Source organism: Vogesella margarita (assembly GCF_028548475.1).
Lineage (GTDB): Bacteria > Pseudomonadota > Gammaproteobacteria > Burkholderiales > Chromobacteriaceae > Vogesella > Vogesella margarita.
Window position 1 is genome coordinate 323002 of record NZ_JAQQLE010000002.1, and the last position, 23777, is coordinate 346778.

Sequence of the window (23777 nt, forward strand, 5' to 3'; positions counted from 1 at the left end):
GGTCGCGGCGCGGGCAGGGCGGGGTGCCGTGTCATCGCCGCTTCATGTTGCGGTCAATAAAGTGTCATGTTGTTCTGTCACGCTGGACAGCGATTTCACATTGACGTTGTTCAGGGAGTGTATCCAATGAAAAGCATGCCTTTGCCCCTGCTGGCCATCCTGCTGGCGGGGCCGGTCTTCGCCGCCGGCCCATCCCCGTTTCCGACTCTGGACGGCAAGCCGCCGCTGGTGGTGGCGCACCGCGGCGCGTCCGGCTACCTGCCGGACCATACCCTGGAAGGATACGCGAAGGCGATCGAGCTGGGCGCCGATTATATCGAACCGGATCTGGTCAGCACCAAGGACGGCGTGCTGATCGCGCGTCACGAGCCTAACCTGAAGGACACCACCGACGTCGCCCGCCATCCGGAATTTGCCGAACGCAAGCGCACGCTGAAGGTGGACGGCGCGGAGGAAGAGGGCTGGTTTGCCAGCGATTTCACCCTCGCCGAGATCAAGACCCTGCGCGCGGTGCAGCCGCGTGCCGACCGCAGCAAGGCGTTTGACGGCCAGTTCTCGATCCCGACCTTCGACGAGGTGCTGGCGTTGCGCGCACAGAAATCGCAGGAGACCGGCCGCGAGATCGGCGTCTATCCGGAAACCAAGCACCCGACCTGGCACCAGCAGCAGGGCCTGGCGCTGGAAAAACCGCTGGTGGCGTTGCTGACCAAGTACCGTCTGAACCGCAAGGCGGCGCCGGTGTTCATCCAGTCGTTCGAGGCGGCCAACCTCAAGACCTTGCGCAAGCTGACCCCGAACAAGCTGGTGTACCTGCTGGACGCCAACGACGTGCGCCCGGACGGCAGCATCGACACGATCCGCCCCTATGACCACGTGGTGACCGGCGACGCGCGCACCTACGCCGACATGCTGACCCCGGCCGGGCTGAAGGAAGTCCGCACCTTCGCCGACGGCATCGGCCCGTGGAAGCCGTACCTGATCAGCTGGCAGGCGATGACCGACAAGGCCGGCAAGGCGATGGACGTCAACGGCGACAAGGTGATCGACCAGCGCGACATGACGCTGCTGGAGCCGAACAGCGTGATCCGCGACGCGCACAAGCTGGGGCTGCTGGTGCATCCCTACACCTTCCGCAACGAGGCCAAGCACCTTGCGGCCAACTTCACGGACAATCCGTCGGAAGAGTACCGCCTGTTCTTTGCCGCCGGCGTCGACGGTGTGTTCACCGACTACACCGACACCGCGCTGGCTACCCGCCGCCTGATGCAGCAAGGCCAGTAAGTACCGCACCGGCAACAAAAAGGGCCGCCCGAAGGGGCGGCCCTTTTCATTCCGGGGTGCCGCTTCAGACGCGGTACACCGACACTTCCTTTTCCATGCCCAGCGACAGCTGTTGCAGGCGGTTGGCCAGCTCGGTGACGTGGCCGGCGGCGGCGGAGTTCTCCTCCGCCATCTGGGCCACGGTTTCCACCTGCTGCGAGATACTGTTGGCGGCGCTGCCCTGTTCGCGGATGGCGCTGCTGATCTCGCCGACCAGATGCCGGCTCTGGCCGGCGACATCGGAAATCGACTGCATGGTGGTGCGCGCCTTGGCCGCCTCGTCGACGCCGTTCTCCACATTGTGCACCGCGCCCTGCATGCGCTCGGCGGCGCTGCCGGACACGGTCTGGATTGCGTTGATGATCTGTGCGATTTCCTGTGTCGACAGCGAGGTACGTTCGGCCAGCTTGCGCACCTCGTCGGCAACCACGGCAAAGCCGCGACCCATCTCGCCGGCACGGGCAGCCTCGATCGCCGCGTTCAGCGCCAGCAGGTTGGTCTGGTCGGCGACATCCTTGATCACGCTGACCACGGTGGCGATTTCACGGGTGCGGTCAACCAGCTGCTCCATCTCGGTCGAGGCACTGCCGACGGCGCCGGCGATGCTCTCGATCGACTGCGTGGTATCGCCGATCACCTGTTCGCCCTGCTGTGCACGCTCGCCGGTATCCTGCGCCAGGCTATTGGCCTCGTGCGCACGGTCGGCGACATGGTTGATGCTGACGGTGATTTGCTCCAGTGCCGCGGCCATGGTGGCGGCGGATTCGCTCTGCGCGGTGGAGCCGGCGGCGACCTGTTTGGCGGAGCCGGCCAGCTCGGTGGCCGATTGCGAAACGTCGCGCGCGGCGGTGATCATGGTGCGCAGGCTGCTCTGCAGCTTGGCGATCAGCTGGTTGAAGGCGCCCAGCATCTGAGCGATCTCGTCCTTGCCCTGCACCTCGCAGCGGGTGCTGAAATCCAGCGTTTCGGCCAGATGCTGGATGCTTTGCTGTGCACGGCTGACACTGCCTACTACCTGGCGGTAGGTGCGCCAGCCGCTGAGACAGAGCAGCAGGATGGCGACTGCGGCCACCGTGGCGGTGATCAGCCTGGCTTGCTGGTTGACTTCGATGGCCTGTTGCTCGGCGCTGTCGGACAGCTGCTGGTTGAACTGGGTGTGTTGCTTGGAGATGCCGTTGATGCGCATGAAGATCACCCGCGCGCTATTGGCCATCTGTTGCGCTTCTTCTTTGCGGTTCTCGCGCGAGGCGGCCAGGATCGGCGCGTAGACGCGGTCCAGCTCGGCCAGACCCTCCTTCAGCTTGCTGTGGTAGTCGCGGTCCTGCTCGTTGACGATCATCGGCGCGTACTTTTCCAGCGCGGCGGCGGCGTGCTGGCTGTGTTCGACGAAGGAGCGTTCGATCTCGCTCATCTTGCCATCGTCATTGCTGAGGATGTGCGCCAGCAGGGCGTTGCGCTGCTCCAGCAGTGCGCTGTCGAAGGTGGCCAGCGTCTTGATGCTGGGGAGGACATTGTCGCTGATGTTTTCCAGCTCGCCATAGACGCGGTTGAGCTGCAGAAAGGTGGTCAGCACCAGGATCAGCAGACCGCCGATAGCCAGGCCGATCAGCATGAGGAGTCGTTGCGATATTTTCATGAATTATTTCCGCAGGGTAGAGTTATTGCTCAAGTCTAACGGAAAGATAATATCAAAAAAAATTATGTCATCGGCAAACTACATGCCAGAACTGCGGGACCGGCAAGGGAGCAGGTGTGCGGCCAGGGTTGGCCGCAGCGGGGGAGCAGGGGCAGGCTGCCCGGCGTGGCACCGGGCGGAGAAACGGGCGGCTCAGTGGCCGGCGGGATGAACGGGGGCCATGCCGCTTTCCACCTTCACCTCCACGGTGACCTTGCCGGCCTTTTCAAACTGCAGCTGCAGCGGGAAATGTTCGCCGCTGGCGGCCTGTTTCGGTACTTCCAGCAGCATGATATGCAGGCCGCCGGGCGCCAGCGTGACGGTGCCGCCGGCCGGCAGCGCGATGCCGCCGACGACTTCGCGCATGCGCATCACGCCATTGTCGTTGAGGTGCTGGTGCAGCTCGGCGCGCGCCGCCTGAGGCGTGCTGGCTGCCAGCAGGCGGTCGGCGCCGCCGCTGTTGCTGATGCTCATGAACACCGCCGCGGTCGGGCTGGCCGCCGGCATCGCGCGGCTGTAGGGATGGCCGATCTTCAACGCGCCGACGCTGTAGTCGTGGGCAAAGGCAGGCAGGCTCAACAAGGCGGCAAAGGCGGCAATGGCGGCAATGGCAAGTTTTTTCATGATTTTCGCGGTAAGTTTTCAGTGACGACGAGCATAGCATGCCGCCCTGGCCGGCCACTGCGGCATAATGTCGCAGCCGCGAGGGCCTGCGGTGGCCTGGCCAATGTCATGCTGCGGTTTCACCCGTCCCGGTGGCTGGCTACAATGCCTGTCCGTGCTATCGCCCGTCGTGGCGGCAGCGGCATGTGGCCTTATTTCCAGATACCAGATAGAAGAGCGATGTTCAAGACCCTGTATTTGCAGTTCCTGTTTGGCGGGCTGGTGAGCCTGCTGGTGATCACCAACCCCCTGTCCAAGATTCCGCTGTTCGTGTCGCTGACCCAGGGCATGAGCGAGTTGCGTCGCGCGCACCAGGCGCGCATGGCCTGCGTCTACGCCGCTGCGATCATGCTGGTGTGCCTGCTGGCCGGCAACCTGATCCTGGCCGCGTTCGGCATTTCCTTCGGCGCGCTGCGTATCGCCGGCGGCTTCGTGGTGGCGGTGCTGGGCTACCGCATGCTGTTCCTGTCACAGGATCCGGGCATGGCGCCGAAGACCAACCGCCGCGAGGACTATTCCTTCTTCCCGCTGGCGATGCCGGGCATCAGTGGCCCCGGTACCATCGCGGTGGTGATCGGCATCGCCACCGAGATTGCCGAACTGCACAGCCGCACCGAGAAGCTGCTCGCCTTCGGCATGACCATGCTCGCCATCGTCGGCACCGCGCTGGTGGTCTGGCTGGTGCTGCGCTCGTCGACGCTGATCGCGGCACGCATGGGCCGTGCCGGCACCGAGGTGCTGGGCCGGCTGATGGGCTTTCTGCTGATCTGCGTCGGGGTGCAGTTCATCGGCTCCGGCATCCGCACCTTCATGGCCGGCTCGTAAGCGGCCGGCGGCAAGGTTGGCCGCAAGATCGTTCAAGCCCCCGCCGTGGCGACTGTGCCAGAATGGAGCCGTCCCCTGCCGAGTCGCCACCATGTCCGCCGTTCCTGCCGAATACGCCCGCTACTTCCGCGCCGACGACATCGCGCCGCTGGAGTGTCTGGACGCGTTCTATACCCGGAAGGTGTTCACCCCGCACTTCCACGAGGAGTACGTGGTCAACGCGCTGACGCAGGGCGCGCAGTCCTATCGCTACCACGGCAGCTCGCACGTCGCCGGCGTCGGCGCGCTGGTGCTGATCAATCCCGGCGAGGTGCATACCGGCGAATCGGCCGACGCCGCCGGCTGGGGCTATCGTGGCTTCTATCCGTCGGCGACGCTGATCCGCGGCCTCGCCAGCCAGCTGGCCGGACGTCCGGTGGAGCCGTTCTTCCGCCAGACGGTGATCTACGATGTCGATCTGGCGCGGCGGCTGGCGCTGCTGCAGCCTTTGCTGGCGCAGTGCCACGACCGGCTGCAGCGCGAGAGCGCGCTGTACGCGGTGTTTGCCGACGTGCTACAGCGGCACATGGGGGTGCGCGAACAGCTGGCGGCGCGCGACCAGTCGCGGCTGCAGCAGGTGCGCGCGCTGCTGGCCGACCGCCTCGCCGACAACCTGTCGCTGCAGCCGCTGGCTGACAGCGTCGGGCTGTCGCCGTGGCATCTCAACCGCAGCTTCCGCGCCGAATTCGGCCTGCCACCGGTGGCGTGGCGTAACCAGCTGCGCGTGGCGCGTGCGCGCCAGCTGCTGGCGCAGGGCGTGGTGCCCGGCCAGGTGGCGGCGCAGCTGGGCTTTGCCGACCAGCCGCACCTGACGCGGGCCTTCCGCGCCGCGCTGGGGGTGACGCCGGCGGCCTACCAGCGCGCGGTACGCCGCTAGCCGGCGCAAGATCGTTCAAGACCCGAGGCCGGCGGCAATCTATGCTGCGGCCAACCTTTTACTGTGGAGCAAGCATGTCACCACGATTTACCCCGCTTTGGGCCGGTGCCCGCGATTCGCTGCCGATGCTGGTCGGCGCCGCGCCGTTCGGCGTCATCTTCGGCACGCTGGCGATCGCCACCGGTATTCCGGCATGGGCGACGCTGGCGCTGTCGGCGCTGGTGTTCGCCGGTTCGTCGCAGTTCGTCGCCGTCAGCCTGATCGGCAGCGGCGCGGCGCTGCCGGTGATCTGGCTGACCACCTTTGTCGTCAACCTGCGCCACGCGCTGTACAGCGCCACCCTGCTGCCCTACGCCCGCCACCTGCCGGCGCGCTGGCGCTGGTCGCTGGCGTTCTGGCTCACCGACGAGACCTTCGCCGTGGTCGAGCACCGGCTGCGACAGCAGCACGACGAGTCCGACGGCGCCTGGTACTGGCTGGGCTCGTCGCTGGCGATGTACGGCAACTGGCAGCTGTGGACTGTTATCGGCGTGCTGCTGGGGCAGAGCGTGCCGGGCCTGGCCGATCTGGGGCTGGATTTTGCGATGGTGGCCACCTTCGCCGCCATCGTCGCGCCGCAGCTGAAAAAGCGGCCGGTGCTGGTGGCGGCACTGCTGGCCGGCGTGGTGGCGCTGCTGGCGCGTGACCTGCCGTTCAAGCTGGGGCTGATGCTGGCAGCGTTGGCCGGGGTGGCCGGCGGCGTGCTGGCCGAGCGGCTGGCGACGAGCGGCAAGCCTGAAATGAAGGAGACAACATGAACCTGCACCTGCTGCTGACCATTGCCGGCATGGTTGTGGTCACCTACGGCATCCGGCTGAGTTTTCTGGTGTTCGGCCACCGGCTGAGCTTCCCTGCCTGGCTGTCGCGCGCACTGCACTACGTGCCGGCGGCGGTGCTGACCGCGCTGATCGTGCCGATGGCGCTGGCGCCGCAGGGCGCCATTGACCTGTCGCCGGGCAATGCCTACCTGCCCGGCACCCTCGCCGCGGCGGCGGTGGCGTTTTTCAGCCGCCACACGCTGGCGGCGATCGTCAGCGGTTTCGTGGTGTACGGTCTGTGGCGCTGGCTGCTGTGAGGGGGGCGGCCTGCGGGTCGTGAGGCTCGCACGGCGGTTGCAGCGACTGCGCCGCCGCCACCAGCTGCGGCCACAGCCGCTCGGCGTCGGCGTTGTTAAAGTCGGCGTGCTTGCGTTTGATCACGCCGTGGTCGGACAGCTCGATGCTCAGATCGGCCTGCACCCCGGCCTGCTTCAGGCAGCCCTGCACGCAGCGCAGCGGACAGCCGTCCAGCGCCAGGATGCGGCGGCCGCTGCGCGCCAGCCGCAGCAGCGTCGGCACCTGACCGCCGACGCCGGCGATGCAGGACATCTCGGCATGGCCGGCGCGGGTAAGGCGCAGCGCGAAGTGGTTGGCCAGTTGTGCGGCGCTGGAGCAGCCGGAACAGGCGTAGACCAGGGGCAGCGTGGGATCGGGTTTCATGGCGTCCAGCCTAGCGCGCCGGCGACGCGCGCGCCATCGGCCGCATGGTCTAGGCCGCTTGGCCGGCTTGCGGCCAACCTTGTGCCGCTTAGCGGCGCTGCAGCTTGCCGATACCCATCAGCATGCCCAGACCGATGGCCAGCGACACGGTGGCGGTGCCGCCGTAGGACATGAAGGGCAGCGGCACGCCGACCACCGGCAGGATGCCGGCGACCATGCCCATGTTGACGAACACGTAGACGAAGAACGACAGCGTGATGGCGCCGGCCAGCAGGCGGCCGTACAGCGTCGGCGCGCGCGCGGTGATCAGCAGGCAGCGGCTGATGATGCCGAGGTATAGCGCCAGCAGCAGCAGGTTGCCGACGAGACCGAACTCCTCGGAGTACACCGCGAAGATGAAGTCGGTGGTGCGCTCCGGGATGTAGTCGAGGTGGGTCTGGCTACCCGCCAGCCAGCCCTTGCCCCACACCCCGCCGGAGCCGATGGCGATCATCGACTGGATGATGTGGTAGCCATCGCCCAGCGGGTCCTGCATCGGGTCGATCAGGGTCAGCACGCGCTTGCGCTGGTAGTCGTGCATCAGGTTCCACACCACCGGCAGGCTGGCAAGAAAGGCGACGGCGCCACCGATGATGATCTTCCACGGCAGCCCGGCAAAGAACAGCGCAAAGAAACCGGCTCCCATCACCAGCGTGGCGGTACCGAGGTCGGGCTGTTTCAGGATCAGCAGGCCGGGAATCACGATCAGGATCGCCGCCACCACGTAGTGGCGCCAGTTGAGGGTGGTTTCGTATTTCTGGAAGTACCACGCCAGCATCATCGGCACCGCGATCTTCATGATTTCCGATGGCTGGATGCGGCCGATGCCGACGTTCAGCCAGCGGGTAGAGCCGTTGACGGTGATGCCGGCCACTTCGACGCCGACCAGCAGCAACACGCCGGCGACATACAGCGGCAGCGCCATGTGCATCACCGTCTGCGGGCTCAGCCGTGCCAGCAGCCACATGACGAGCAGCGACAGCGCGGTGTAGACCAGCTTGTTGTCGATCTTGGCCCAGCTCTGGTTGGAGGCGGAAAACAGCGCGATCATGCTCAGCACGAACACGCCGGCGAGCAGCGCCAGCAGCCAGCCGTCCAGCGGGTCCATGATGGCGTGGGCGATGCGCTTAGCGAGCGACACTTGCATCTTGCTTTCCTGTTGCCGAAGGCGGGAAGGTTTCCAGCTGACCGCGGATGTCGTCGGACAGCTTGCCGGTCAGGTAGTAGTCGAACAGCGCGCGCGCGATCGGCGCGGCGGCGGTGGCGCCGAAGCCGGCGTTTTCCACGATCACGGCCACCGCGATCTTCGGCTGCTCCACCGGGGCGAAGGCGATGAACCAGGAGTGGTCGCGGTGCTGTTCGGCCAGCGCGCCGGCGTTGTACTTGGCGCCCTGCTTGATCTGCACCACCTGCGCGGTGCCGGTCTTGCCGGCCATCGAGTACTGCAGGCCCTGGCCCAGCCGCCAGCCGGTGCCGCCCGGCTGCATCACCGCCTGCATGCCCTTCTTGATGTAGTCGTAGTGCTGCTGCTTGAACGGAAGCTGCTTGTACGGCGCCGCCTCGATCAGGCGCGTCTTGCCGTTGAGCGCGTCGGTGACCTTCTGCACCAAGTGCGGATGGAAGGCACGGCCGTCATTGGCCAGGATCGCGGTGGCATTGGCCATCTGCAGCGGAGTGTAGGTGTTGAAGCCCTGGCCGATGCCGATGCTGACTACGTCGGCCGGCAGCCAGCGGCGGTGTTCGTCGCGGAAGCGCTTGCCGGCAAAGCGGCGTGCCTTCCACTCCTTGGTCGGCAGCACGCCGATCGCCTCGCCGTCGAGGTCGATGCCGGTCTTGCTGCCGAGGCCGAACTGCGCCAGCAGCGGGTGGATGCGGTCGATGCCCATGTCCCAGGCCAGCTTGTAGAAGAAGGTGTCGCTGGAGACCGCGATGGCGCGGGCCAGGTTGGCGGAGCCGTTGCCGCGCGGGTTGGAATCGCGGAACTGGTGGCTGGAGCCGGGCAGGGTGAAGTAGCCCGGGGCAGGGCGGACCTCGTTCGGGCCGATGGCGCCGGATTCCAGCGCCGCCATGCCCATGAAGGGTTTGAAGGTGGAGCCGGGCGGGTACATGCCGCGGATGGCGCGGTTGATCAGCGGCCGTTGCCAGTCGTCGTTCAGGCTCTGCCAGCTCTGGCTGTCGATGCCGTCGATGAACAGGTTGGGGTCGAAGCTGGGTTTGGACAGCAGCGCCAGCACGCCGCCGCTGCGCGGGTCGATGGCGACCAGCGCGCCGCGGCGATTGCCGAACAGCTTGTCGGCGACATCCTGCAGGTGGATGTCCAGCGCCAGCTGCAGCGTGTTGCCGTGTACCGGGGCGGTACGGCGCAGCGAACGCACCGCGCGGCCGGCGGAGTCGGTCTCGATCTCCTCAAAGCCGTTCTGGCCGTGCAGCTCGTTCTCGTACACCGCTTCCAGCCCCAGCTTGCCGATATGGGTGGCGCCGCGGTAGTTGGCGGCTTTTTCCTCGGCGACGAGGCGGTCCTTGTCGCGCGGGCCGATGCGGCCGATGTAGCCGAGCACGTGGCTGGTCAGCTCCTTGTACGGGTAGTCGCGGTACAACCGCGCCTTGACCTCGACGCCGGGGAAGCGCCACAGGTTGGCCGCAACCTTGGCGGCCTCGGTATCGTCCATCTTCAGCCGCAGCGGCACCGGTTCGAAGTCCTTCGATTCCGACAGGAATTTCTGGAAGCGTTTCAGGTCGCGCGGCGTGATCGGCACCACCTCGCCCAGCGCCTTGATGGTGGCGTCGAGGTTGTCGATCTTGTCCGGTGTCAGTTCCAGGGTGTAGGACGCGTAGTTGCGCGCCAGCTCGATGCCATTGCGGTCGACGATCAGGCCGCGGTTGGGCTGCACAGGCACCAGCGAGATGCTGTTGTTCTGGGCGAGGGTGGTGAAGTGCTCGTACTGGAACACCTGCAGCCAGACAAAGCGGGCCACCAGCAGCAACAGCATCAGCACCATGAACAGGTAGGCGGCCAGCAGCCGCCAGTACAGTTGGCGCTCTTCGGTGTGCGGGTCTTTCAGGCGTGCGGCTTGCTTCATGGCGCTCAGTGCCGCTCTCTACGGTAGGGCAGCAGCATCAGTTTGGTCAGCAGCGGCCACAGCAGCGCACCGATCAGCGCCGGCAGGAAGTAGCCGAGACCTGGCAGGGTGGCGCCTAGGCTCCAGCGCGCGATGGCCATCAGCAGCTGCATCAGCAGCATCAGCACCAGGATCACCAGCGCCTGCTGGCCGAGGTTGAACATCACCAGCTGCTGCTGGCGCAACAGGATCAGGTAGGCGCCGACGGAGTAGGCCAGCGCATGCTGGCCGAACATGCTGGTCGACACCACGTCGGCCAGGAGGCCGATGCCGAAGGCCATGCCGATGCCGATGCGCCGCGGCTGGTTCAGGCTCCAGTACAGGATCAGCAGCGCGACGAAGTCGGGCAGCCAGCGGTTGGAGCCTTGCGGCAAGGGCAGTAGCTCCAGCATCAGGGCGATAACAAAGGTCAGCGTGATGAAGCGGCGCTTGACCGGCTTGAGCAATTCTTGCGGGCGGTCGTAGTTCATGACGGTCGGGACTGACGGCAATGGCGCAGCTGGGCACGGCCGCTGCCGGGGTGGGGGGCATCACGCATCATGGCGATTTCTTGTCGGACTTGCTGGCGGCGGCCGGTGGGGCCGGGATGGCGGCCAGCGGCGGGTGCCGGTTGGGCATGATCACCACGAAGCGGCTGGACTGCACGCCGGCGATCGCCTCGCTGCGCACGCGGGCAAAGGCGGCACCGCCAAGACGGTCGATCTGTTTGACCCGTGCCACCGGAATGCCCTGTAGGTAGACGCCGTCGATGCCGGAGGTGACCAGCAGGTCATTCTCGCGGATGTCGGTGCTGATCGGCAGGTAGCGCACTTCCACGCCGCCGCCAAAACCGTACAGCAGTGCGCGATGGCCGGTGCGCTCGATCATCACCGGTACGGTGAAGTTGCGGTTGATCACCTGGGTGACCTCGGCGCTCAGCGGCTGCACGCGGGTCACCTGGCCGATGAGGCCGTTCTCGTCGATCACCGCCTGACCGCTGGCGATACCGCTGTCGCTGCCCTTGTCGATGATCAGGCGATAGGAAAACGGATCGCGGCCGGTGTACAGCACCTCGGCCACCACGCCGGCATACGAGGGCTGGGCCGCCAGCGCATTGACCCGGCGCAGCTGCTGCAGCTCCTTCTCCAGCGCCGACATGCGCATCAGGTGCGAGGACTGGACCAGGTCGCGTTCGCGCAGCGCGTCGTTCTCGTGCTTCAGCGCCGCTTGCGCGGTGAAGTAGTCGCCGGCCTGCATGGCGAGGTTGAGCGGCACGTTGGCCGCACGCTGTAGCGGATACAGCACCACGGAAACGGCGTCGCGCGCCTTTTCCATCAGGCCGTACTGACTGTCGCCGACCAGCAGCGCCAGCGAGGCGAGCACGCACAGGAGCAGGCGGCTGCCGGGCTGCAGGCCCTGGTTGGCAAAGCTGGGGGTGTTGGCAAAGTTCATGCAGCACCACGTCACCTCTTGCGAGGTGACGTCTGGTCAGGAAATCAGGGAACGCTGGTGAAAATGGTGCCGACCTTGTCCATTTTTTCCAGCGACTTGCCGGAGCCGCGCACCACGCAGGTCAGTGGTTCTTCGGCGATGAACACCGGCAGGCCGGTTTCTTCGGCCAGCAGGCGGTCGATGTCCTTCAGCAGCGCGCCGCCGCCGGTCAGCACCATGCCCTTGTCGGCGATGTCGGCGCCCAGCTCCGGCGGGGTCTGTTCCAGTGCGATCTTCACCGCGGACACGATCTGGTTCAGCGGTTCGGTCAGCGCCTCCAGGATCTCGTTACTGGACACGGTGAAGGCGCGCGGGATGCCTTCGGCCAGGTTGCGGCCCTTGACTTCCATTTCCTTCACTTCGGCACCGGGGAAGGCGGAGCCGATGGTCTTCTTGATTTCCTCGGCGGTGGCTTCGCCGATCAGCATGCCGTAGTTGCGACGGATGTAGTTGATGATGGATTCGTCGAACTTGTCGCCGCCGACGCGTACCGAATTGGAGTACACCACGCCGCCCAGCGAGATCACGCCGACCTCGGTGGTGCCGCCGCCGATGTCGACCACCATCGAGCCGGTCGGCTCTTCCACCGGCAGGCCGGCGCCGATGGCCGCGGCCATGGTTTCCTCGATCAGCTCGACGCGGCGGGCACCGGCGGCCAGCGCCGAGTCCTTGATCGCGCGGCGCTCGACCTGGGTCGAGCCGCACGGCACGCAGATCACGATGCGCGGGCTGGCGGCGAAGAAGCGGTTCGGGGTGACCTTCTTGATGAACTGCTTGAGCATCTGCTCGGTCACGGTGAAGTCGGCGATCACGCCGTCCTTCATCGGGCGGATGGCCTGGATGCTGCCCGGGGTGCGGCCCAGCATCTTCTTGGCTTCGAGGCCGACGGCCAGGATGGACTTCTTGTTGCTGGGAATGTCGCTGTGAATGGCAACCACCGACGGCTCGTCCAGCACGATGCCCTTGTTGCGCATGTAGATCAGGGTGTTGGCAGTACCGAGGTCGATAGCCAGGTCGTTGGAAAAGTATCCGGTGAGCGAGCGGAGCATGGGGGCGGTCCTGAAATGTTTTTTGAACGTTGCCTTATCGAAAACGGCGGCACGCGTAATTAAATCGTGTTTGGGACAGGGCGGACAGGTAAAGATTCACTGCCCGTAGCGGTCTCGTTTGCCAAGCAGGTCTGGCCCCTTGGTTCTTGGGCTAATGTAACCAATTATGATACCCTACAACGCTTGAAATATTAAAGATTTTGACGAGGACGCCATGTCGTTGAGCCATCAGGATGTTGCACGTATTGCGCGCCTGTCCCGCATCGCGGTAACAGACGCCGAAATCGACGCGGTAAACCGCCAGTTGAACAGTATTCTCGGCCTGATCGAGCAGATGCAGGCGGTCGATACCGACGGCATCGAGCCGATGGCGCACCCGCAGGATGTCAGCCTGCGCCTGCGCGAAGACGTCGTCACCGAGCCGAACCGGCGCGAGGCATGCCAGGCGGTGGCGCCGCAGGTGGAAAAAGGCCTGTTCCTGGTGCCGAAAGTCATCGAATAAGCCGCTGCGGCCAACCTTTGCCGTATCTGCCCTGCCGCCGAGGCGGGCCTTCTCTACGGAAGCTCTCTACACGATGATTCACGCTACGCTAAAACAATTGTCGCAACAGCTGGCCGACAAGCAGGTTTCTGCCGTCGAGCTGGCTACCGAGTACCTGCAGCGCATCGACGCGCTCAACCCGCAACTGAACGCCTTCATCACCGTCGACCGCGACAAGACCCTGCTCGAAGCCGCCGCCGCCGATGCGCGCCGCGCCGCCGGCCAGGCCGGGCTGTTGACCGGTGCGCCGATCGCGCACAAGGACATCTTCTGCCAGCAGGGCTGGAAGACCAGCTGCGGCTCGAAGATGCTGGACAACTTCATCTCGCCGTACAACGCACACGTGATCGAGCAGTGCCAGGCCGCCGGCCTGGTGACGCTGGGCCGCGCCAATATGGACGAGTTCGCGATGGGCTCGTCCAACGAGAACAGTTTCTACGGCGCGGTGAAGAACCCGTGGGACCTGAACGCCATCCCGGGCGGCTCCTCCGGCGGTTCCGCTGCTGCCGTGGCCGCGCGCCTGGCGCCGGTGGCCACCGCCACCGATACCGGCGGCTCCATCCGCCAGCCGGCCAGCCACTGCGGCGTGACCGGCATCAAGCCGACCTACGGCGTGGTGTCTCGCTTCGGTATGGTCGCCTACGCCAGCTCGCTGGATCAGGGCGGGGTGATGGCGCAGACCGCCGAAGACTGCGCACTGATGCTGAACGTGATCGCCGGCTTCGACGAGCGCGATTCCACCAGCCTGGAGCGCGCCAAGGAAGACTACAGTCGCGACTTGGCGCAGCCGCTGGCCGGCCTGCGTGTCGGCCTGCCGCGCGAATACTTTGCCGAGGGTCTGGCCGCCGACGTTGGCCGCATCATCGACAACGCCGTGAGCGAGCTGAAGAAGCTGGGCGCCGAGGTGGTGGAAGTGAGTCTGCCCAACACCCAGCTGTCGATCCCGGCCTACTACGTGATCGCGCCGGCCGAAGCCTCCGCCAACCTGTCGCGCTTCGACGGCGTGCGCTACGGCCACCGCGCCAGCGAGTACAAGGACCTGGTGGACATGTACGAGAAGTCGCGCGCCGAAGGCTTCGGCAGCGAGGTGAAGCGCCGCATCATGGTCGGCACTTATGTGCTGAGTCACGGCTACTACGACGCCTACTACATCAAGGCGCAGAAGATCCGCCGCCTGATCGCCGACGACTTCAAGGCCGCGTTCGCCGGCTGCGACGTGATCCTGGGGCCGGTGGCGCCGACCGCCGCCTTCAACCTGGGCGAGAAGTCCGGCGACCCGGTGCAGATGTACCTGTCGGACATCTACACGCTGTCGGTGAACCTCGCCGGCCTGCCGGCGATGAGCGTGCCGGCCGGCTTCAGCGACAACGGCCGCCCGGTGGGGCTGCAGATCATCGGCAACTATTTTGCCGAGGCCAAGATGCTGAACGTGGCACACCAGTTCCAGCAGGTCACCGACTGGCACAGCAAGGCTCCGGCACTGTAATTACGCGATCAACAAAGGTTGGCCGCACTCTGCGGCCAAGCTTTAAAACAAGAAGGATTTTCCAAACATGAAATGGGAAGTCGTTATCGGTCTTGAGGTGCACGTGCAGCTCAACACCGTATCCAAGATTTTCTCCGGCGCCAGCACCGCTTTCGGCGCCGAACCGAACACCCAGGCCTCGCTGGTGGAGCTGGCGCTGCCGGGCGTGCTGCCGGTGCTGAACAAGGCGGTGGTGGACAAGGCCATTCGTCTGGGTCTGGCGCTGGACGCCACCATCAACCAGAAGAACGTGTTCGCGCGCAAAAACTACTTCTATCCCGACCTGCCCAAGGGCTACCAGATCAGCCAGATGGAGCTGCCCATCGTCGAGCACGGCAAGCTGAATATTCTGGTCGGCGACGAGGAAAAAACCGTTCGCGTCACCCGCGCGCATATGGAAGAGGATGCCGGCAAGTCGCTGCACGAAGACTTCCACGGCATGACCGGCATCGACCTCAACCGTGCCGGCACCCCGCTCTTGGAAGTGGTGTCCGAGCCGGACATGCGCTCGGCGGAAGAGGCGGTCGCCTACGCCAAGGCATTGCACACGCTGGTGACCTGGCTGGGCATCTGCGACGGCAACATGCAGGAAGGCAGCTTCCGCGTCGATGCCAACGTGTCGGTGCGCCCGTTCGGCCAGGCCGAATTCGGCACCCGCCGCGAGGTGAAAAACCTGAACTCCTTCCGCTTCCTGGAGCAGGCGATCAAGTACGAGGCGCAGTGGCAGATCGAAACCATCGAGGACGGTGGCAAGGTGCAGCAGGCGACGGTGCTGTTCGACCCGGATTCCGGCGAGACGCGCATGATGCGCAGCAAGGAAGACGCGCACGACTACCGCTACTTCCCGGACCCGGACCTGCTGCCGGTGCGCATCAGCGACGAGCAGATCGTGCGCGTGCGCAGCGAGATGCCGGAACTGCCGGCGCAGATGAAGACACGCTTCGTCGACGCCTTCGGCGTCACCCCGTACGACGCGGCGGTGCTGACCGGCAGCCGCGCGCTGGCCGGCTATTTCGAGGCGGTGGCGACCGCTTCCGGCCAGGGCAAGCTGGCCGCCAACTGGCTGATCGGCGACGTTGCCGCGCGTCTCAACCGCGAAGGCAAGGATGTTGCCGAGCTGCCGATCGATGCCGAGCGCTTGTCCGGCCTGCTGGTGCGCATTGCCGACGGTACTTTGTCCAACAAGCTGGCCAAGCAGGTATTTGATGCGATGTGGGACAGCGGCTTGTCTGCTGATGTCATCATCGAGCGCGACGGCCTGAAGCAGGTGTCCGACGTCGGTGCCATCGAGAAGATGGTGGACGAGGTGCTGGCCGCCAACCCGAAAGCGGTGGAAGAATTCCGCGCCGGCAAGGAAAAGGCGCTCAACGCGCTGGCCGGACAGGTGATGAAGGCGTCCAAGGGCAAGGCCAACCCGGCGCAGGTGCAGGAAATCCTGAAGCAGAAACTGGCTTAAGGTCGCCGTTGCGGCGGCTGTCCTGTGATTTTCGCAGGGCGGCCGCCGTTTTTCGTTTTGTGGTACGCCATTGTCAATGGCATGACTTGACACTCCGCCTGCAGATGATGCTGTAAGCCGCTGATTTCTCTTGTTTTCCCTCCGCTTTGTCCTGCCCTAAGTCTTTGTCGCGAAAGGCGAAATGCCGCAAATCGATATTGACCGGCCGATGTCGTTTCCCTATAGTGGCGGAAAGTGGGGTAATGTGGGTAATTGTGGAGAATCGGCGCAATAATTTCAGGTGATGTGACAAAAAAATGATCGGCGGCGTAAGTCTTGTCTCTCTCGACAGCAAGGGGCGTCTGGCCATTCCGGCCAAGCACCGGGAGACACTGTTGTCCGCGTTCGGTCATCGCCTGGTCATCACGCTGGAGTCGTCCGAGCACCTGCTGTTGTACCCCGAAGCCAACTGGAAGCCGGTGGAAGAGCGCTTGCTGAAGCTGCCGGCCTCCAATCCTGCCCTGAAGCGCTACCAGCGCCTGATGCTTGGCCACGCCGACCTGCTGGAAATGGATGCCGCCGGCCGCATCCTGCTGCCGGCTCGCCTGCGCGAGCTGGTCAAGCTGGACAAGGACGTGGCGCTGGTGGGCATGGGTAACCGATTTGAATTGTGGGATGCCGCCCAGTGGGACGCGCAGACCGATGCTGCGCTGGCGCTTGATCCGGCCGAACTGGCGCAGCACCTTGGAGATTTCACACTTTGACCGACGCAGTTTTTGTTCACCGCACGGTGCTGCTCGACGAAGCCGTAGAGGCGCTCGCCATCCGCAAGGATGGCGTTTACGTTGATTGCACCTTCGGGCGCGGCGGCCACAGTCGCTTGATTTTGTCGCAGCTGGGCCCGAACGGCCGGCTGATCGCCTTCGACAAGGACCCGGAGGCGATTGCGGTCGCCACCGCCCTTGCGGCCAGCGATGCCCGCTTTACCATCGTGCACAACGGCTTTGCCGCCTTTGCCGCCGAGCTGGACGCGCTGGGCGTGGGCCAGGTCGACGGCGTGCTGATGGACCTGGGGATTTCGTCCCCGCAAATTGACGACGGACGCCGCGGTTTCAGCTTCCGTTTTGACGCGCCGCTGGACATGCGCATGGACACCACCCGCGGCCAGACAGCCGCACAGTGGCTGGCCACGGCAGACGAGGCGGATATTGCAGAGGTTATCAAGACTTATGGTGAAGAGCGGTTTGCTCGCAAGATCGCAGCAGCCATTGTTGCGCACAGGGCTGAACGGCCCCTCGAAACGACGCGTGAGCTCGCTGTGCTCGTTGGGAAAAACGTCCGTACTCGCGAACAGGGTCAGGACCCCGCGACGCGTACCTTCCAGGCGATCCGGATCTACATCAACCGCGAGCTGGACGAACTGAAGGAAATCCTGCCGCAGACGGTGGCAAGGTTGGCCGCGGGCGGACGCCTGGCGGTGATCAGCTTCCATTCGCTGGAAGACCGCATCGTGAAGAATTTCATCCGCGATGCCAGCACCACCGACAAGCTGCCGTCGTGGGTGCCGGTGCGCGCCTGCGATATTCCCGAGGCGGCGATCAAGCCGGTGGGCAAGGCCATCCGCTGCAGCGAGGCGGAAGTGACCGCCAACCCGCGTGCGCGTAGCGCGATCATGCGCGTGGCCGAGCGCATCGGCGGGCAGTGGCAGGGTACAGCGTGAGCCTTAACAAGCTGAATGCAGTTTTGCTGCTGATGTTGATCCTGTGTGCGATGTCGGTAGTGAGCTCCACCCACGTGGCGCGCAAGCTGTACTACGAGCTGGAAAAAGAACAAAAGCTGGCACGCCAGCTGGATGTGGAGTACGGGCAGTTGACGCTGGAACAGAGCACCTGGGGCGCGCATGCGCTGATCGAGAAGACCGCCGCCGCGCGCTTGCAGATGCTGACGCCGAGCCAGCGCCAGGTGCACGTGATCACGCCTGAGGGTGTGCGATGAGCCGTGTGTACACGCCACGTTACCAGCAGAACCTGAAGCCGGCGATGCGACTGGCACCGGGACGGGTCGCCGTGGTGCTGTCCTTGCTGGGGGCGCTGCTGCTGGCCTTGCTGGCGCGGGCGATCTATCTGCAGGTGGTGCAGCAGGATTTCCTGCAGAACCAGGGCGATGCGCGCTTCCGCCGCTCGCTGCTGCTGGAGGCCAACCGCGGCGAGATTACCGACCGCAACGGCGAGCCGCTAGCGATCAGCACCCCGGTGCAGTCGATCTGGGCCAGCCCGGTGGACATGGATCTGCGCACGGTGCCGGCCGCCAAGCTGCAGCAGCTGGCACGGCTGCTGGAGATGCCGCTGGACGAAGTGATGCACAAGCTGTCGGACAACAAGCGCGAGTTTGTCTATCTCAAGCGCCAGATCAGTCCGGCGCTGGCGCAGCAGGTGATGGCGCTGGAGATTCCGGGGATCGCGAAGCAGCAGGAATTCCGCCGCTACTATCCGGCCGGCGAGATGCTGGCGCACGTGGTCGGTTTTACCGGCGTGGACGGCAAGGGGCAGGAAGGTTTCGAGCTGACGCGCGAGAAGATGCTCGCCGGCAGGCACGGCAGCCGCACGGTGCTGAAAGACCGCCGCGGCCACATCGTGGAAGACTTGGCGGTGATCGAGCCGCCGCGTGACGGCCAGACGCTGCAGCTGTCGATCGACAAGCGCATTCAGTACCTCGCCTACCGCGAGCTGAAGGCGGCGATGGACGTGAACAAGGCAAAAGCCGGCGGCGTGGTGGTGCTGGATGCCCGTACCGGCGAGGTGCTGGCACTGGCCAACACCCCGTCGTACAACCCGAACAACCGTGCGGTGCTGGAGCCGGAAATGCGGCGCAACCGCGCGGTGGTGGACATGTTCGAGCCCGGCTCGACCATGAAGCCGTTCCCGATCGCGATGGCGCTAGATGCCGGCAAGGTGACGCCGGACACGGTGTTCGACACCCAGACCTACCGTATCGGTCCGGCCACGGTGCGCGACACGCACCCGAAGCCAGCGATGACGGTGACGCAGATCATCCAGAAATCGTCGAACGTGGGTGCCTCGAAGATGGCGGCGATGTTCTCGCCGGAGGATATGTGGACGTTTTACCGGCAGGCCGGCTTCGGGCAAAGCCCGCAGACGGGCTTCCCGGGTGAAAGCGCCGGCCGCCTGCGCGACTGGCAGAACTGGCGCCCGATCGAGCAGGCCACCATGTCGTTCGGTTATGGCGTCTCGGTCAGCCTGTTGCAGCTGGCGCGTGCGTACACGGTGTTTACCAACGGGGGCGCGCTGCTGCCGGTGTCGTTTACCCGTCTCGCCTCGCCGCTGCCAGGCAAGGGCCTGATCAAGCCTGAATCTGCGAAAAAAATGCGGGACATGATGGTGTCGGTGACGGAAGAAGGCGGTACCGCGGTGCGTGCCCAAGTGCTGGGCTACCGCGTCGGCGGCAAGTCCGGGACCGCGCGCAAGCTGGTCGGTGGCGCCTATGCGGCCAACAAGCATATTGGTTTATTTGTCGGTTTTGCGCCGGCGACTGCGCCACGTTTGATCGTGGCCATCATGATCGATGAGCCGGGCGCCGGTTCCTACTACGGTGGTGCGGTGGCCGGGCCGGCGTTCTCCAACATCATGGCCGGCAGTTTGCGGATTATGGGGGTCGAGCCGGATGCTCCCTCCAACAATACATTGATTCCGGAACACCAGATTTCGGAAGTGCGGGAAGAAACATGAAAACAAGCCTGATCGACTTGCCTGACTGGGACCCTGCCGTGTTGCAGGGTTTGGGCGTCGCGATTTCCCGCGTCGAGGCGGACAGCCGCCGCGTGTTCCCCGGCGACGTATTTCTCGCCTGCCGCGGCGAGTACAGCGACGGCCGCGACTTCATCGCTGCCGCGCTGGAAAAGGGCGCCGCCGCAGTGCTGTGGGACGACGCCGACGGTTTCCAGTGGAATCCGGCGTGGCAGGTACCCAATCTGGCGGTGCCGCATCTGCGCGAGCGTGCCGGCATCGTCGCCGCCCACGTCTACGGCTACCCCAGCCGCGACATGGCGGTGATCGGCATCACCGGTACCAACGGCAAGACCTCGATCTCGCACTGGCTGGCGCAGGCCTACGCGCTCTTGGGCGAGAAGGCGGCGCTGATCGGCACCGTCGGCAACGGCTTTTACGGCGAACTGACCGAAACCACCCACACCACCCCCGATCCGATCACCGTGCAGCAGAAGCTGGCGGAATACCGCCGCCAGGGCGCCAGCGTGGTGAGCATGGAGGTGTCCAGCCACGGCCTCGACCAGTTCCGCGTCAACGGCGTGGCCTTCCGCAGCGCGGTGTTCACCAACCTGACCCGCGACCACCTGGACTACCACGGCAGCATGGCCGAGTACGGCGCGTCCAAGGCCAAGCTGTTCCACTGGGAAGGCCTGCAGCACGCGGTGATCAATGCCGACGATGACTTCGGCCGCACCCTGGCTGCCGGCATCGACGCCAGCAAGACCCGCGTGATCACCTACGGCCTGGAGCAGGGCGACGTGCGCCCGCTGAGCCTTGCGGCCAACCTTGACGGTCTGCAGCTGACCGTGACCACGCCGTGGGGCGAGGCAGAGATCAAGAGTCCGCTGCTGGGCCGTTTCAATGCGGCCAACATGCTGGCCTGCCTCGCGGTGCTGTGCGCCAACGGCGTGGCGCTGGACGACGCTGCGCGCGTGCTGGGCAAGATCCAGCCGGCCCGCGGCCGCATGCAGCGCATCGGCAGCAGCCTGGAGCCGCTGGTGGTGGTCGACTACGCGCACACCCCGGACGCGCTGGACAAGGCACTGGCGACCCTGGCCGAGATCCGCCCCGCCGGCGGCAAGCTGTTCTGCGTGTTCGGTTGTGGCGGCAATCGCGACAAGGGCAAGCGTCCAATCATGGGCGGGATCGCCGAGCGCATCGCCGACGTGGCGGTAGTGACCAGCGACAACCCGCGCAACGAAGAGCCACAGGCCATCATCGACGACATCCTGGCCGGCATGCAGGCGCCGGGTCATGTCGAAGTCGATCGTGCCGCCGCCATTCACTGGGCGGTGTTGCAGGCGCGCGTCGGCGACGTGGTGCTGATCGCCGGCAAGGGTCACGAGGAGTACCAGGACATCGCCGGCGTGAAGCAGCCGTTCTCCGACTTCCGCGTTGCCGAAGACGCGCTGACCGCCTGGGGAGCCAAACATGCTGCAGCTGAGTGAAGCCGCCCGCATCCTGTCCGGCGAGCTGGCCGGCAGCGATGCCGTGTTCAAGCGCGTGGTCACCGACAGCCGCGCGGTGCAGGACGGCGACCTGTTCGTGGCGCTGAAGGGCGACAACTTCGACGCGCACGACTTCGTAGCCGACGTGCTGGCCAAGGGTGCCTTCGCGCTGGTGCGTCGTGATTTCGCGGCGGCTGGCGGCAGCGTGATCCGCGTCGACGACCCGCGCCTGGCGCTGGGCACCCTGGCCGCCGCCTGGTGCGCGCGTCTGGACGTGAAGCGCGTCGGCATCACCGGCTCCAACGGCAAGACCACGGTCAAGGAAATGGTGGCTGCCATCCTGCGTGCCCATGCTGGCGACGACGCCGTGCACGCCACCGCCGGCAACTTCAACAACGACATCGGTCTGCCGCTGACGCTGCTGGCGCTGGCCGCCGCACACCGCTACGCGGTGATCGAGATGGGCATGAACCATTTCGGCGAGATCCGCTACCTGACCGGCCTCGCGCGGCCGCAGGTGGCATTGGTCAATAACGCCATGCGCGCGCATCTGGGCGGCGGCTTCGACAGCACCGCCGACATCGCCCGCGCCAAGAGCGAGATCTTCGAAGGCCTTACCCCTGAAGGCGTGGCCATCATCAACGCCGACGACGCGCAGCAGCCGGTCTTCGCCGCTGCCGCCGGAGCGCATCGCCAGCTGAGCTTTGGCCTGAATGCTGCGGCCAACGTCAGCGCCCGCGACATCGCCGCCAGCGCTAGCGGTAGCCGCTTTGTGCTGGTCTGCCCGCAGGGCGAGCAGGCGATCGAGCTGCCGGCCGCCGGCGAACACAATGTGCGCAACGCGCTGGCCGCCGCCGCGGTGGCGCTGGCGCTGGATGTGCCGCTGGCCGCCATCGCCGCCGGCCTCGCCGCCTTTGCCGGCGTGAAGGGCCGTCTGCAGCTGAAGCAGGCCGCCTGCGGCGCCTGCGTGATCGACGACACCTACAACGCCAATCCGGACTCGATGAAGGCCGGTATCGACGTGTTGGCCGCCTATCCGGCGCCACGCGTGTTCGTGATGGGGCAGATCGGCGAGCTGGGTGACACCGCGCCGGCACTGCACGCCGAGGTCGGCGCCCACGCCCGCGCGAGCGGCATCGAGGCGCTGCTGTGCCTGGGCGAACTGGCGCGCAATGCCGCCACCGCCTATGGCACCGGTGCCGAGTATTTCGACGGCATCGACGCGCTGCTGGCGCGGCTGGATGTCGTGCTCACCCCGGCCAGCACGGTGCTGGTCAAGGGGTCGCGCTTCATGCGCATGGAACGGGTCGTTGCGCACCTGCAAACATCACAACAAGAAAACGGGAAGGGCTGAACGTGCTGCTGTTACTGGCTGAATTGCTGAAGGACCACATCCGGGCTTTCAACGTCCTCAATTACGTCACGCTGCGTGCGGTGATGGCGGCGCTGACCTCGCTGGGGATCTCGCTGTGGCTGGGACCGTGGGTGATCGCCAAGCTGACCGAGCTCAAGGTTGGCCAGGCGGTGCGCAGCGACGGCCCGCAGACCCATCTGGTGAAGACCGGCACCCCGACCATGGGCGGTACGCTGATCCTGCTGGCGATGAGCGTCACCACGCTGCTGTGGGCCGACCTGTCCAACCAGTACGTGTGGCTGCTGCTGGCGGTGACGCTGGGCACCGGCGCGCTGGGTTTCTACGACGACTGGCGCAAGGTGGTGTACAAGGACCCGAACGGGGTGTCCGCCCGCTTCAAGATGGCGTGGCAATCGACCATCGCCATCGCGGCCGGCGTGTTCCTGATTACCACCGCCAAGCTGCCGGCTTCCACCGAATTCATCATCCCGTTCTTCAAGAACATCATCTATCCGCTGGGCGGCATCGGTTTCTGCGTGCTGACCTATTTCGTGATTGTCGGTACCTCCAACTCGGTCAACCTCACCGACGGCCTGGACGGCCTCGCCGCGCTGCCGGTAGTGATGGTGGCCGCCGGCCTGTCCATCTTCGCCTACGTCGCCGGCCACGCGGTGTTCTCCAAATACCTGGGCATGCCTTTCGTGCCCGGTGCGCACGAGGTGGTGGTGTTCTGCGCCGCCATCTGCGGCGCCTGCCTCGGCTTCTTGTGGTTCAACGCCTACCCGGCGCAGGTATTCATGGGTGACGTCGGCGCGCTGGCGCTGGGCGCCGCGCTGGGCACCGTGGCGGTGATCGTGCGCCAGGAAATCGTGCTCTTGATCATGGGCGGCCTGTTCGTGGTCGAGGCGCTGTCGGTGATGATCCAGGTGGCGTCGTTCAAGCTCACCGGCAAGCGCGTGTTCCGCATGGCGCCGCTGCATCACCACTACGAACTCAAAGGCTGGAAGGAGACCCAGGTCGTGGTCCGCTTCTGGATCATCACCATGATGCTGGTGCTGGCAGGTCTTGCCACGCTGAAACTGCGTTAAGGAAAGCG

Annotated in this window: 23 protein-coding genes; 15 read left to right on the plus strand and 8 right to left on the minus strand. The window is 65.5% G+C overall.

Annotation, left to right across the window (positions count from 1 at the left end; genetic code table 11):
* Window positions 1-126: 126 nt before the first annotated feature.
* On the plus strand, window positions 127-1281 hold the full coding sequence (locus PQU96_RS04040; protein ID WP_272770967.1) for a glycerophosphodiester phosphodiesterase: 1155 nt from the start codon (window positions 127-129) through the stop codon (window positions 1279-1281).
* 64 nt (window positions 1282-1345) lie between these two features.
* Here the strand turns inward: PQU96_RS04040 and PQU96_RS04045 are convergent, their stop codons facing one another.
* Window positions 1346-2956: a methyl-accepting chemotaxis protein gene (locus PQU96_RS04045; protein WP_272770968.1), complete on the minus strand. Its 1611-nt coding sequence runs from the start codon at window positions 2954-2956 to the stop codon at window positions 1346-1348.
* 192 nt (window positions 2957-3148) lie between these two features.
* Complete coding sequence (locus PQU96_RS04050; RefSeq protein ID WP_272770969.1) at window positions 3149-3619, minus strand: copper chaperone PCu(A)C; 471 nt, start codon at window positions 3617-3619, stop codon at window positions 3149-3151.
* A 219-nt stretch (window positions 3620-3838) separates the two neighbouring features.
* On the opposite strand from PQU96_RS04050, the gene PQU96_RS04055 reads away from it, so the two are divergent.
* The 4 genes from PQU96_RS04055 to PQU96_RS04070 all read left to right on the plus strand — a co-directional run bounded on the left by PQU96_RS04055 (window position 3839) and on the right by PQU96_RS04070 (window position 6513).
* Window positions 3839-4483 (plus strand): MarC family NAAT transporter, encoded by a 645-nt coding sequence (locus PQU96_RS04055; protein ID WP_272770970.1) that lies wholly within the window; start codon window positions 3839-3841, stop codon window positions 4481-4483.
* Between the two features lie 91 nt (window positions 4484-4574).
* Window positions 4575-5399, plus strand: coding sequence for an AraC family transcriptional regulator (locus PQU96_RS04060; RefSeq protein ID WP_272770971.1), 825 nt, complete (start codon window positions 4575-4577; stop codon window positions 5397-5399).
* Between the two features lie 74 nt (window positions 5400-5473).
* Window positions 5474-6196, plus strand: coding sequence for an AzlC family ABC transporter permease (locus tag PQU96_RS04065; RefSeq protein WP_272770972.1), 723 nt, complete (start codon window positions 5474-5476; stop codon window positions 6194-6196).
* Window positions 6193-6513, plus strand: a complete 321-nt coding sequence (locus PQU96_RS04070; RefSeq protein ID WP_272770973.1) for an AzlD domain-containing protein — start codon at window positions 6193-6195, stop codon at window positions 6511-6513. Before PQU96_RS04065 ends, PQU96_RS04070 begins: the two co-directional genes overlap by 4 nt.
* Here PQU96_RS04070 and PQU96_RS04075 read toward each other — a convergent pair.
* The 6 genes from PQU96_RS04075 to PQU96_RS04100 form a co-directional block, all read right to left on the minus strand.
* A complete protein-coding gene (locus tag PQU96_RS04075) occupies window positions 6470-6916 on the minus strand; it encodes a putative zinc-binding protein (protein ID WP_272770974.1) in 447 nt (148 codons plus the stop codon). The two genes, PQU96_RS04070 and PQU96_RS04075, sit on opposite strands and share 44 nt — an antisense overlap.
* Window positions 6917-7004: 88 nt before the next feature.
* Complete coding sequence (gene rodA / locus PQU96_RS04080; protein WP_272770975.1) at window positions 7005-8102, minus strand: rod shape-determining protein RodA; 1098 nt, start codon at window positions 8100-8102, stop codon at window positions 7005-7007.
* On the minus strand, window positions 8083-10035 hold the full coding sequence (gene mrdA, locus PQU96_RS04085) for a penicillin-binding protein 2 (RefSeq protein ID WP_272770976.1): 1953 nt from the start codon (window positions 10033-10035) through the stop codon (window positions 8083-8085). The genes rodA and mrdA overlap by 20 nt, the downstream gene beginning before the upstream one ends.
* 5 nt (window positions 10036-10040) lie before the next feature.
* A complete protein-coding gene (mreD, locus tag PQU96_RS04090; protein ID WP_272770977.1) occupies window positions 10041-10544 on the minus strand; it encodes a rod shape-determining protein MreD in 504 nt (167 codons plus the stop codon).
* Between the two features lie 67 nt (window positions 10545-10611).
* Complete coding sequence (gene mreC, locus PQU96_RS04095) at window positions 10612-11505, minus strand: rod shape-determining protein MreC (protein ID WP_272770978.1); 894 nt, start codon at window positions 11503-11505, stop codon at window positions 10612-10614.
* A gap of 44 nt (window positions 11506-11549) precedes the next feature.
* Window positions 11550-12593, minus strand: a complete 1044-nt coding sequence (locus tag PQU96_RS04100; RefSeq protein ID WP_272770979.1) for a rod shape-determining protein — start codon at window positions 12591-12593, stop codon at window positions 11550-11552.
* Window positions 12594-12807: 214 nt separating this feature from the next.
* Here PQU96_RS04100 and gatC point away from each other — a divergent pair, with 214 nt between their 5' ends.
* The 10 genes from gatC to mraY all read left to right on the plus strand — a co-directional run bounded on the left by gatC (window position 12808) and on the right by mraY (window position 23769).
* Complete coding sequence (gatC, locus tag PQU96_RS04105) at window positions 12808-13095, plus strand: Asp-tRNA(Asn)/Glu-tRNA(Gln) amidotransferase subunit GatC (protein WP_272770980.1); 288 nt, start codon at window positions 12808-12810, stop codon at window positions 13093-13095.
* A 73-nt stretch (window positions 13096-13168) separates the two neighbouring features.
* Window positions 13169-14620: an Asp-tRNA(Asn)/Glu-tRNA(Gln) amidotransferase subunit GatA gene (gene gatA, locus PQU96_RS04110; protein WP_272770981.1), complete on the plus strand. Its 1452-nt coding sequence runs from the start codon at window positions 13169-13171 to the stop codon at window positions 14618-14620.
* A gap of 67 nt (window positions 14621-14687) precedes the next feature.
* Window positions 14688-16115: an Asp-tRNA(Asn)/Glu-tRNA(Gln) amidotransferase subunit GatB gene (gatB, locus tag PQU96_RS04115; RefSeq protein WP_272770982.1), complete on the plus strand. Its 1428-nt coding sequence runs from the start codon at window positions 14688-14690 to the stop codon at window positions 16113-16115.
* A 296-nt stretch (window positions 16116-16411) separates the two neighbouring features.
* Window positions 16412-16858: a division/cell wall cluster transcriptional repressor MraZ gene (mraZ, locus tag PQU96_RS04120; protein WP_272770983.1), complete on the plus strand. Its 447-nt coding sequence runs from the start codon at window positions 16412-16414 to the stop codon at window positions 16856-16858.
* Complete coding sequence (rsmH, locus tag PQU96_RS04125) at window positions 16855-17814, plus strand: 16S rRNA (cytosine(1402)-N(4))-methyltransferase RsmH (protein WP_272770984.1); 960 nt, start codon at window positions 16855-16857, stop codon at window positions 17812-17814. The genes mraZ and rsmH overlap by 4 nt, the downstream gene beginning before the upstream one ends.
* Complete coding sequence (gene ftsL / locus PQU96_RS04130; protein ID WP_272770985.1) at window positions 17811-18089, plus strand: cell division protein FtsL; 279 nt, start codon at window positions 17811-17813, stop codon at window positions 18087-18089. Before rsmH ends, ftsL begins: the two co-directional genes overlap by 4 nt.
* On the plus strand, window positions 18086-19840 hold the full coding sequence (locus PQU96_RS04135; protein WP_272770986.1) for a peptidoglycan D,D-transpeptidase FtsI family protein: 1755 nt from the start codon (window positions 18086-18088) through the stop codon (window positions 19838-19840). The genes ftsL and PQU96_RS04135 overlap by 4 nt, the downstream gene beginning before the upstream one ends.
* Window positions 19837-21327 carry a UDP-N-acetylmuramoyl-L-alanyl-D-glutamate--2,6-diaminopimelate ligase gene (locus PQU96_RS04140; protein WP_272770987.1) on the plus strand — a complete coding sequence of 497 codons (1491 nt, stop codon included), beginning with the start codon at window positions 19837-19839 and terminating at the stop codon, window positions 21325-21327. Before PQU96_RS04135 ends, PQU96_RS04140 begins: the two co-directional genes overlap by 4 nt.
* Complete coding sequence (locus PQU96_RS04145; RefSeq protein ID WP_272770988.1) at window positions 21311-22681, plus strand: UDP-N-acetylmuramoyl-tripeptide--D-alanyl-D-alanine ligase; 1371 nt, start codon at window positions 21311-21313, stop codon at window positions 22679-22681. Before PQU96_RS04140 ends, PQU96_RS04145 begins: the two co-directional genes overlap by 17 nt.
* Window positions 22682-22686: 5 nt before the next feature.
* Window positions 22687-23769 carry a phospho-N-acetylmuramoyl-pentapeptide-transferase gene (gene mraY / locus PQU96_RS04150; protein ID WP_373316270.1) on the plus strand — a complete coding sequence of 361 codons (1083 nt, stop codon included), beginning with the start codon at window positions 22687-22689 and terminating at the stop codon, window positions 23767-23769.
* Window positions 23770-23777 lie beyond the last annotated feature (8 nt).

Bases quoted from the DNA above. Each gene is read 5' to 3' on its own strand.
- PQU96_RS04040 (WP_272770967.1), top strand. From the start codon at position 127: ATGAAAAGCATGCCTTTGCCCCTGCTGGCCATCCTGCTGGCGGGGCCG.
- PQU96_RS04045 (WP_272770968.1), bottom strand. From the start codon at position 2,956: ATGAAAATATCGCAACGACTCCTCATGCTGATCGGCCTGGCTATCGGC.
- PQU96_RS04050 (WP_272770969.1), bottom strand. From the start codon at position 3,619: ATGAAAAAACTTGCCATTGCCGCCATTGCCGCCTTTGCCGCCTTGTTG.
- PQU96_RS04055 (WP_272770970.1), top strand. From the start codon at position 3,839: ATGTTCAAGACCCTGTATTTGCAGTTCCTGTTTGGCGGGCTGGTGAGC.
- PQU96_RS04060 (WP_272770971.1), top strand. From the start codon at position 4,575: ATGTCCGCCGTTCCTGCCGAATACGCCCGCTACTTCCGCGCCGACGAC.
- PQU96_RS04065 (WP_272770972.1), top strand. From the start codon at position 5,474: ATGTCACCACGATTTACCCCGCTTTGGGCCGGTGCCCGCGATTCGCTG.
- PQU96_RS04070 (WP_272770973.1), top strand. From the start codon at position 6,193: ATGAACCTGCACCTGCTGCTGACCATTGCCGGCATGGTTGTGGTCACC.
- PQU96_RS04075 (WP_272770974.1), bottom strand. From the start codon at position 6,916: ATGAAACCCGATCCCACGCTGCCCCTGGTCTACGCCTGTTCCGGCTGC.
- rodA (WP_272770975.1), bottom strand. From the start codon at position 8,102: ATGCAAGTGTCGCTCGCTAAGCGCATCGCCCACGCCATCATGGACCCG.
- mrdA (WP_272770976.1), bottom strand. From the start codon at position 10,035: ATGAAGCAAGCCGCACGCCTGAAAGACCCGCACACCGAAGAGCGCCAA.
- mreD (WP_272770977.1), bottom strand. From the start codon at position 10,544: ATGAACTACGACCGCCCGCAAGAATTGCTCAAGCCGGTCAAGCGCCGC.
- mreC (WP_272770978.1), bottom strand. From the start codon at position 11,505: ATGAACTTTGCCAACACCCCCAGCTTTGCCAACCAGGGCCTGCAGCCC.
- PQU96_RS04100 (WP_272770979.1), bottom strand. From the start codon at position 12,593: ATGCTCCGCTCGCTCACCGGATACTTTTCCAACGACCTGGCTATCGAC.
- gatC (WP_272770980.1), top strand. From the start codon at position 12,808: ATGTCGTTGAGCCATCAGGATGTTGCACGTATTGCGCGCCTGTCCCGC.
- gatA (WP_272770981.1), top strand. From the start codon at position 13,169: ATGATTCACGCTACGCTAAAACAATTGTCGCAACAGCTGGCCGACAAG.
- gatB (WP_272770982.1), top strand. From the start codon at position 14,688: ATGAAATGGGAAGTCGTTATCGGTCTTGAGGTGCACGTGCAGCTCAAC.
- mraZ (WP_272770983.1), top strand. From the start codon at position 16,412: ATGATCGGCGGCGTAAGTCTTGTCTCTCTCGACAGCAAGGGGCGTCTG.
- PQU96_RS04135 (WP_272770986.1), top strand. From the start codon at position 18,086: ATGAGCCGTGTGTACACGCCACGTTACCAGCAGAACCTGAAGCCGGCG.
- PQU96_RS04140 (WP_272770987.1), top strand. From the start codon at position 19,837: ATGAAAACAAGCCTGATCGACTTGCCTGACTGGGACCCTGCCGTGTTG.
- PQU96_RS04145 (WP_272770988.1), top strand. From the start codon at position 21,311: ATGCTGCAGCTGAGTGAAGCCGCCCGCATCCTGTCCGGCGAGCTGGCC.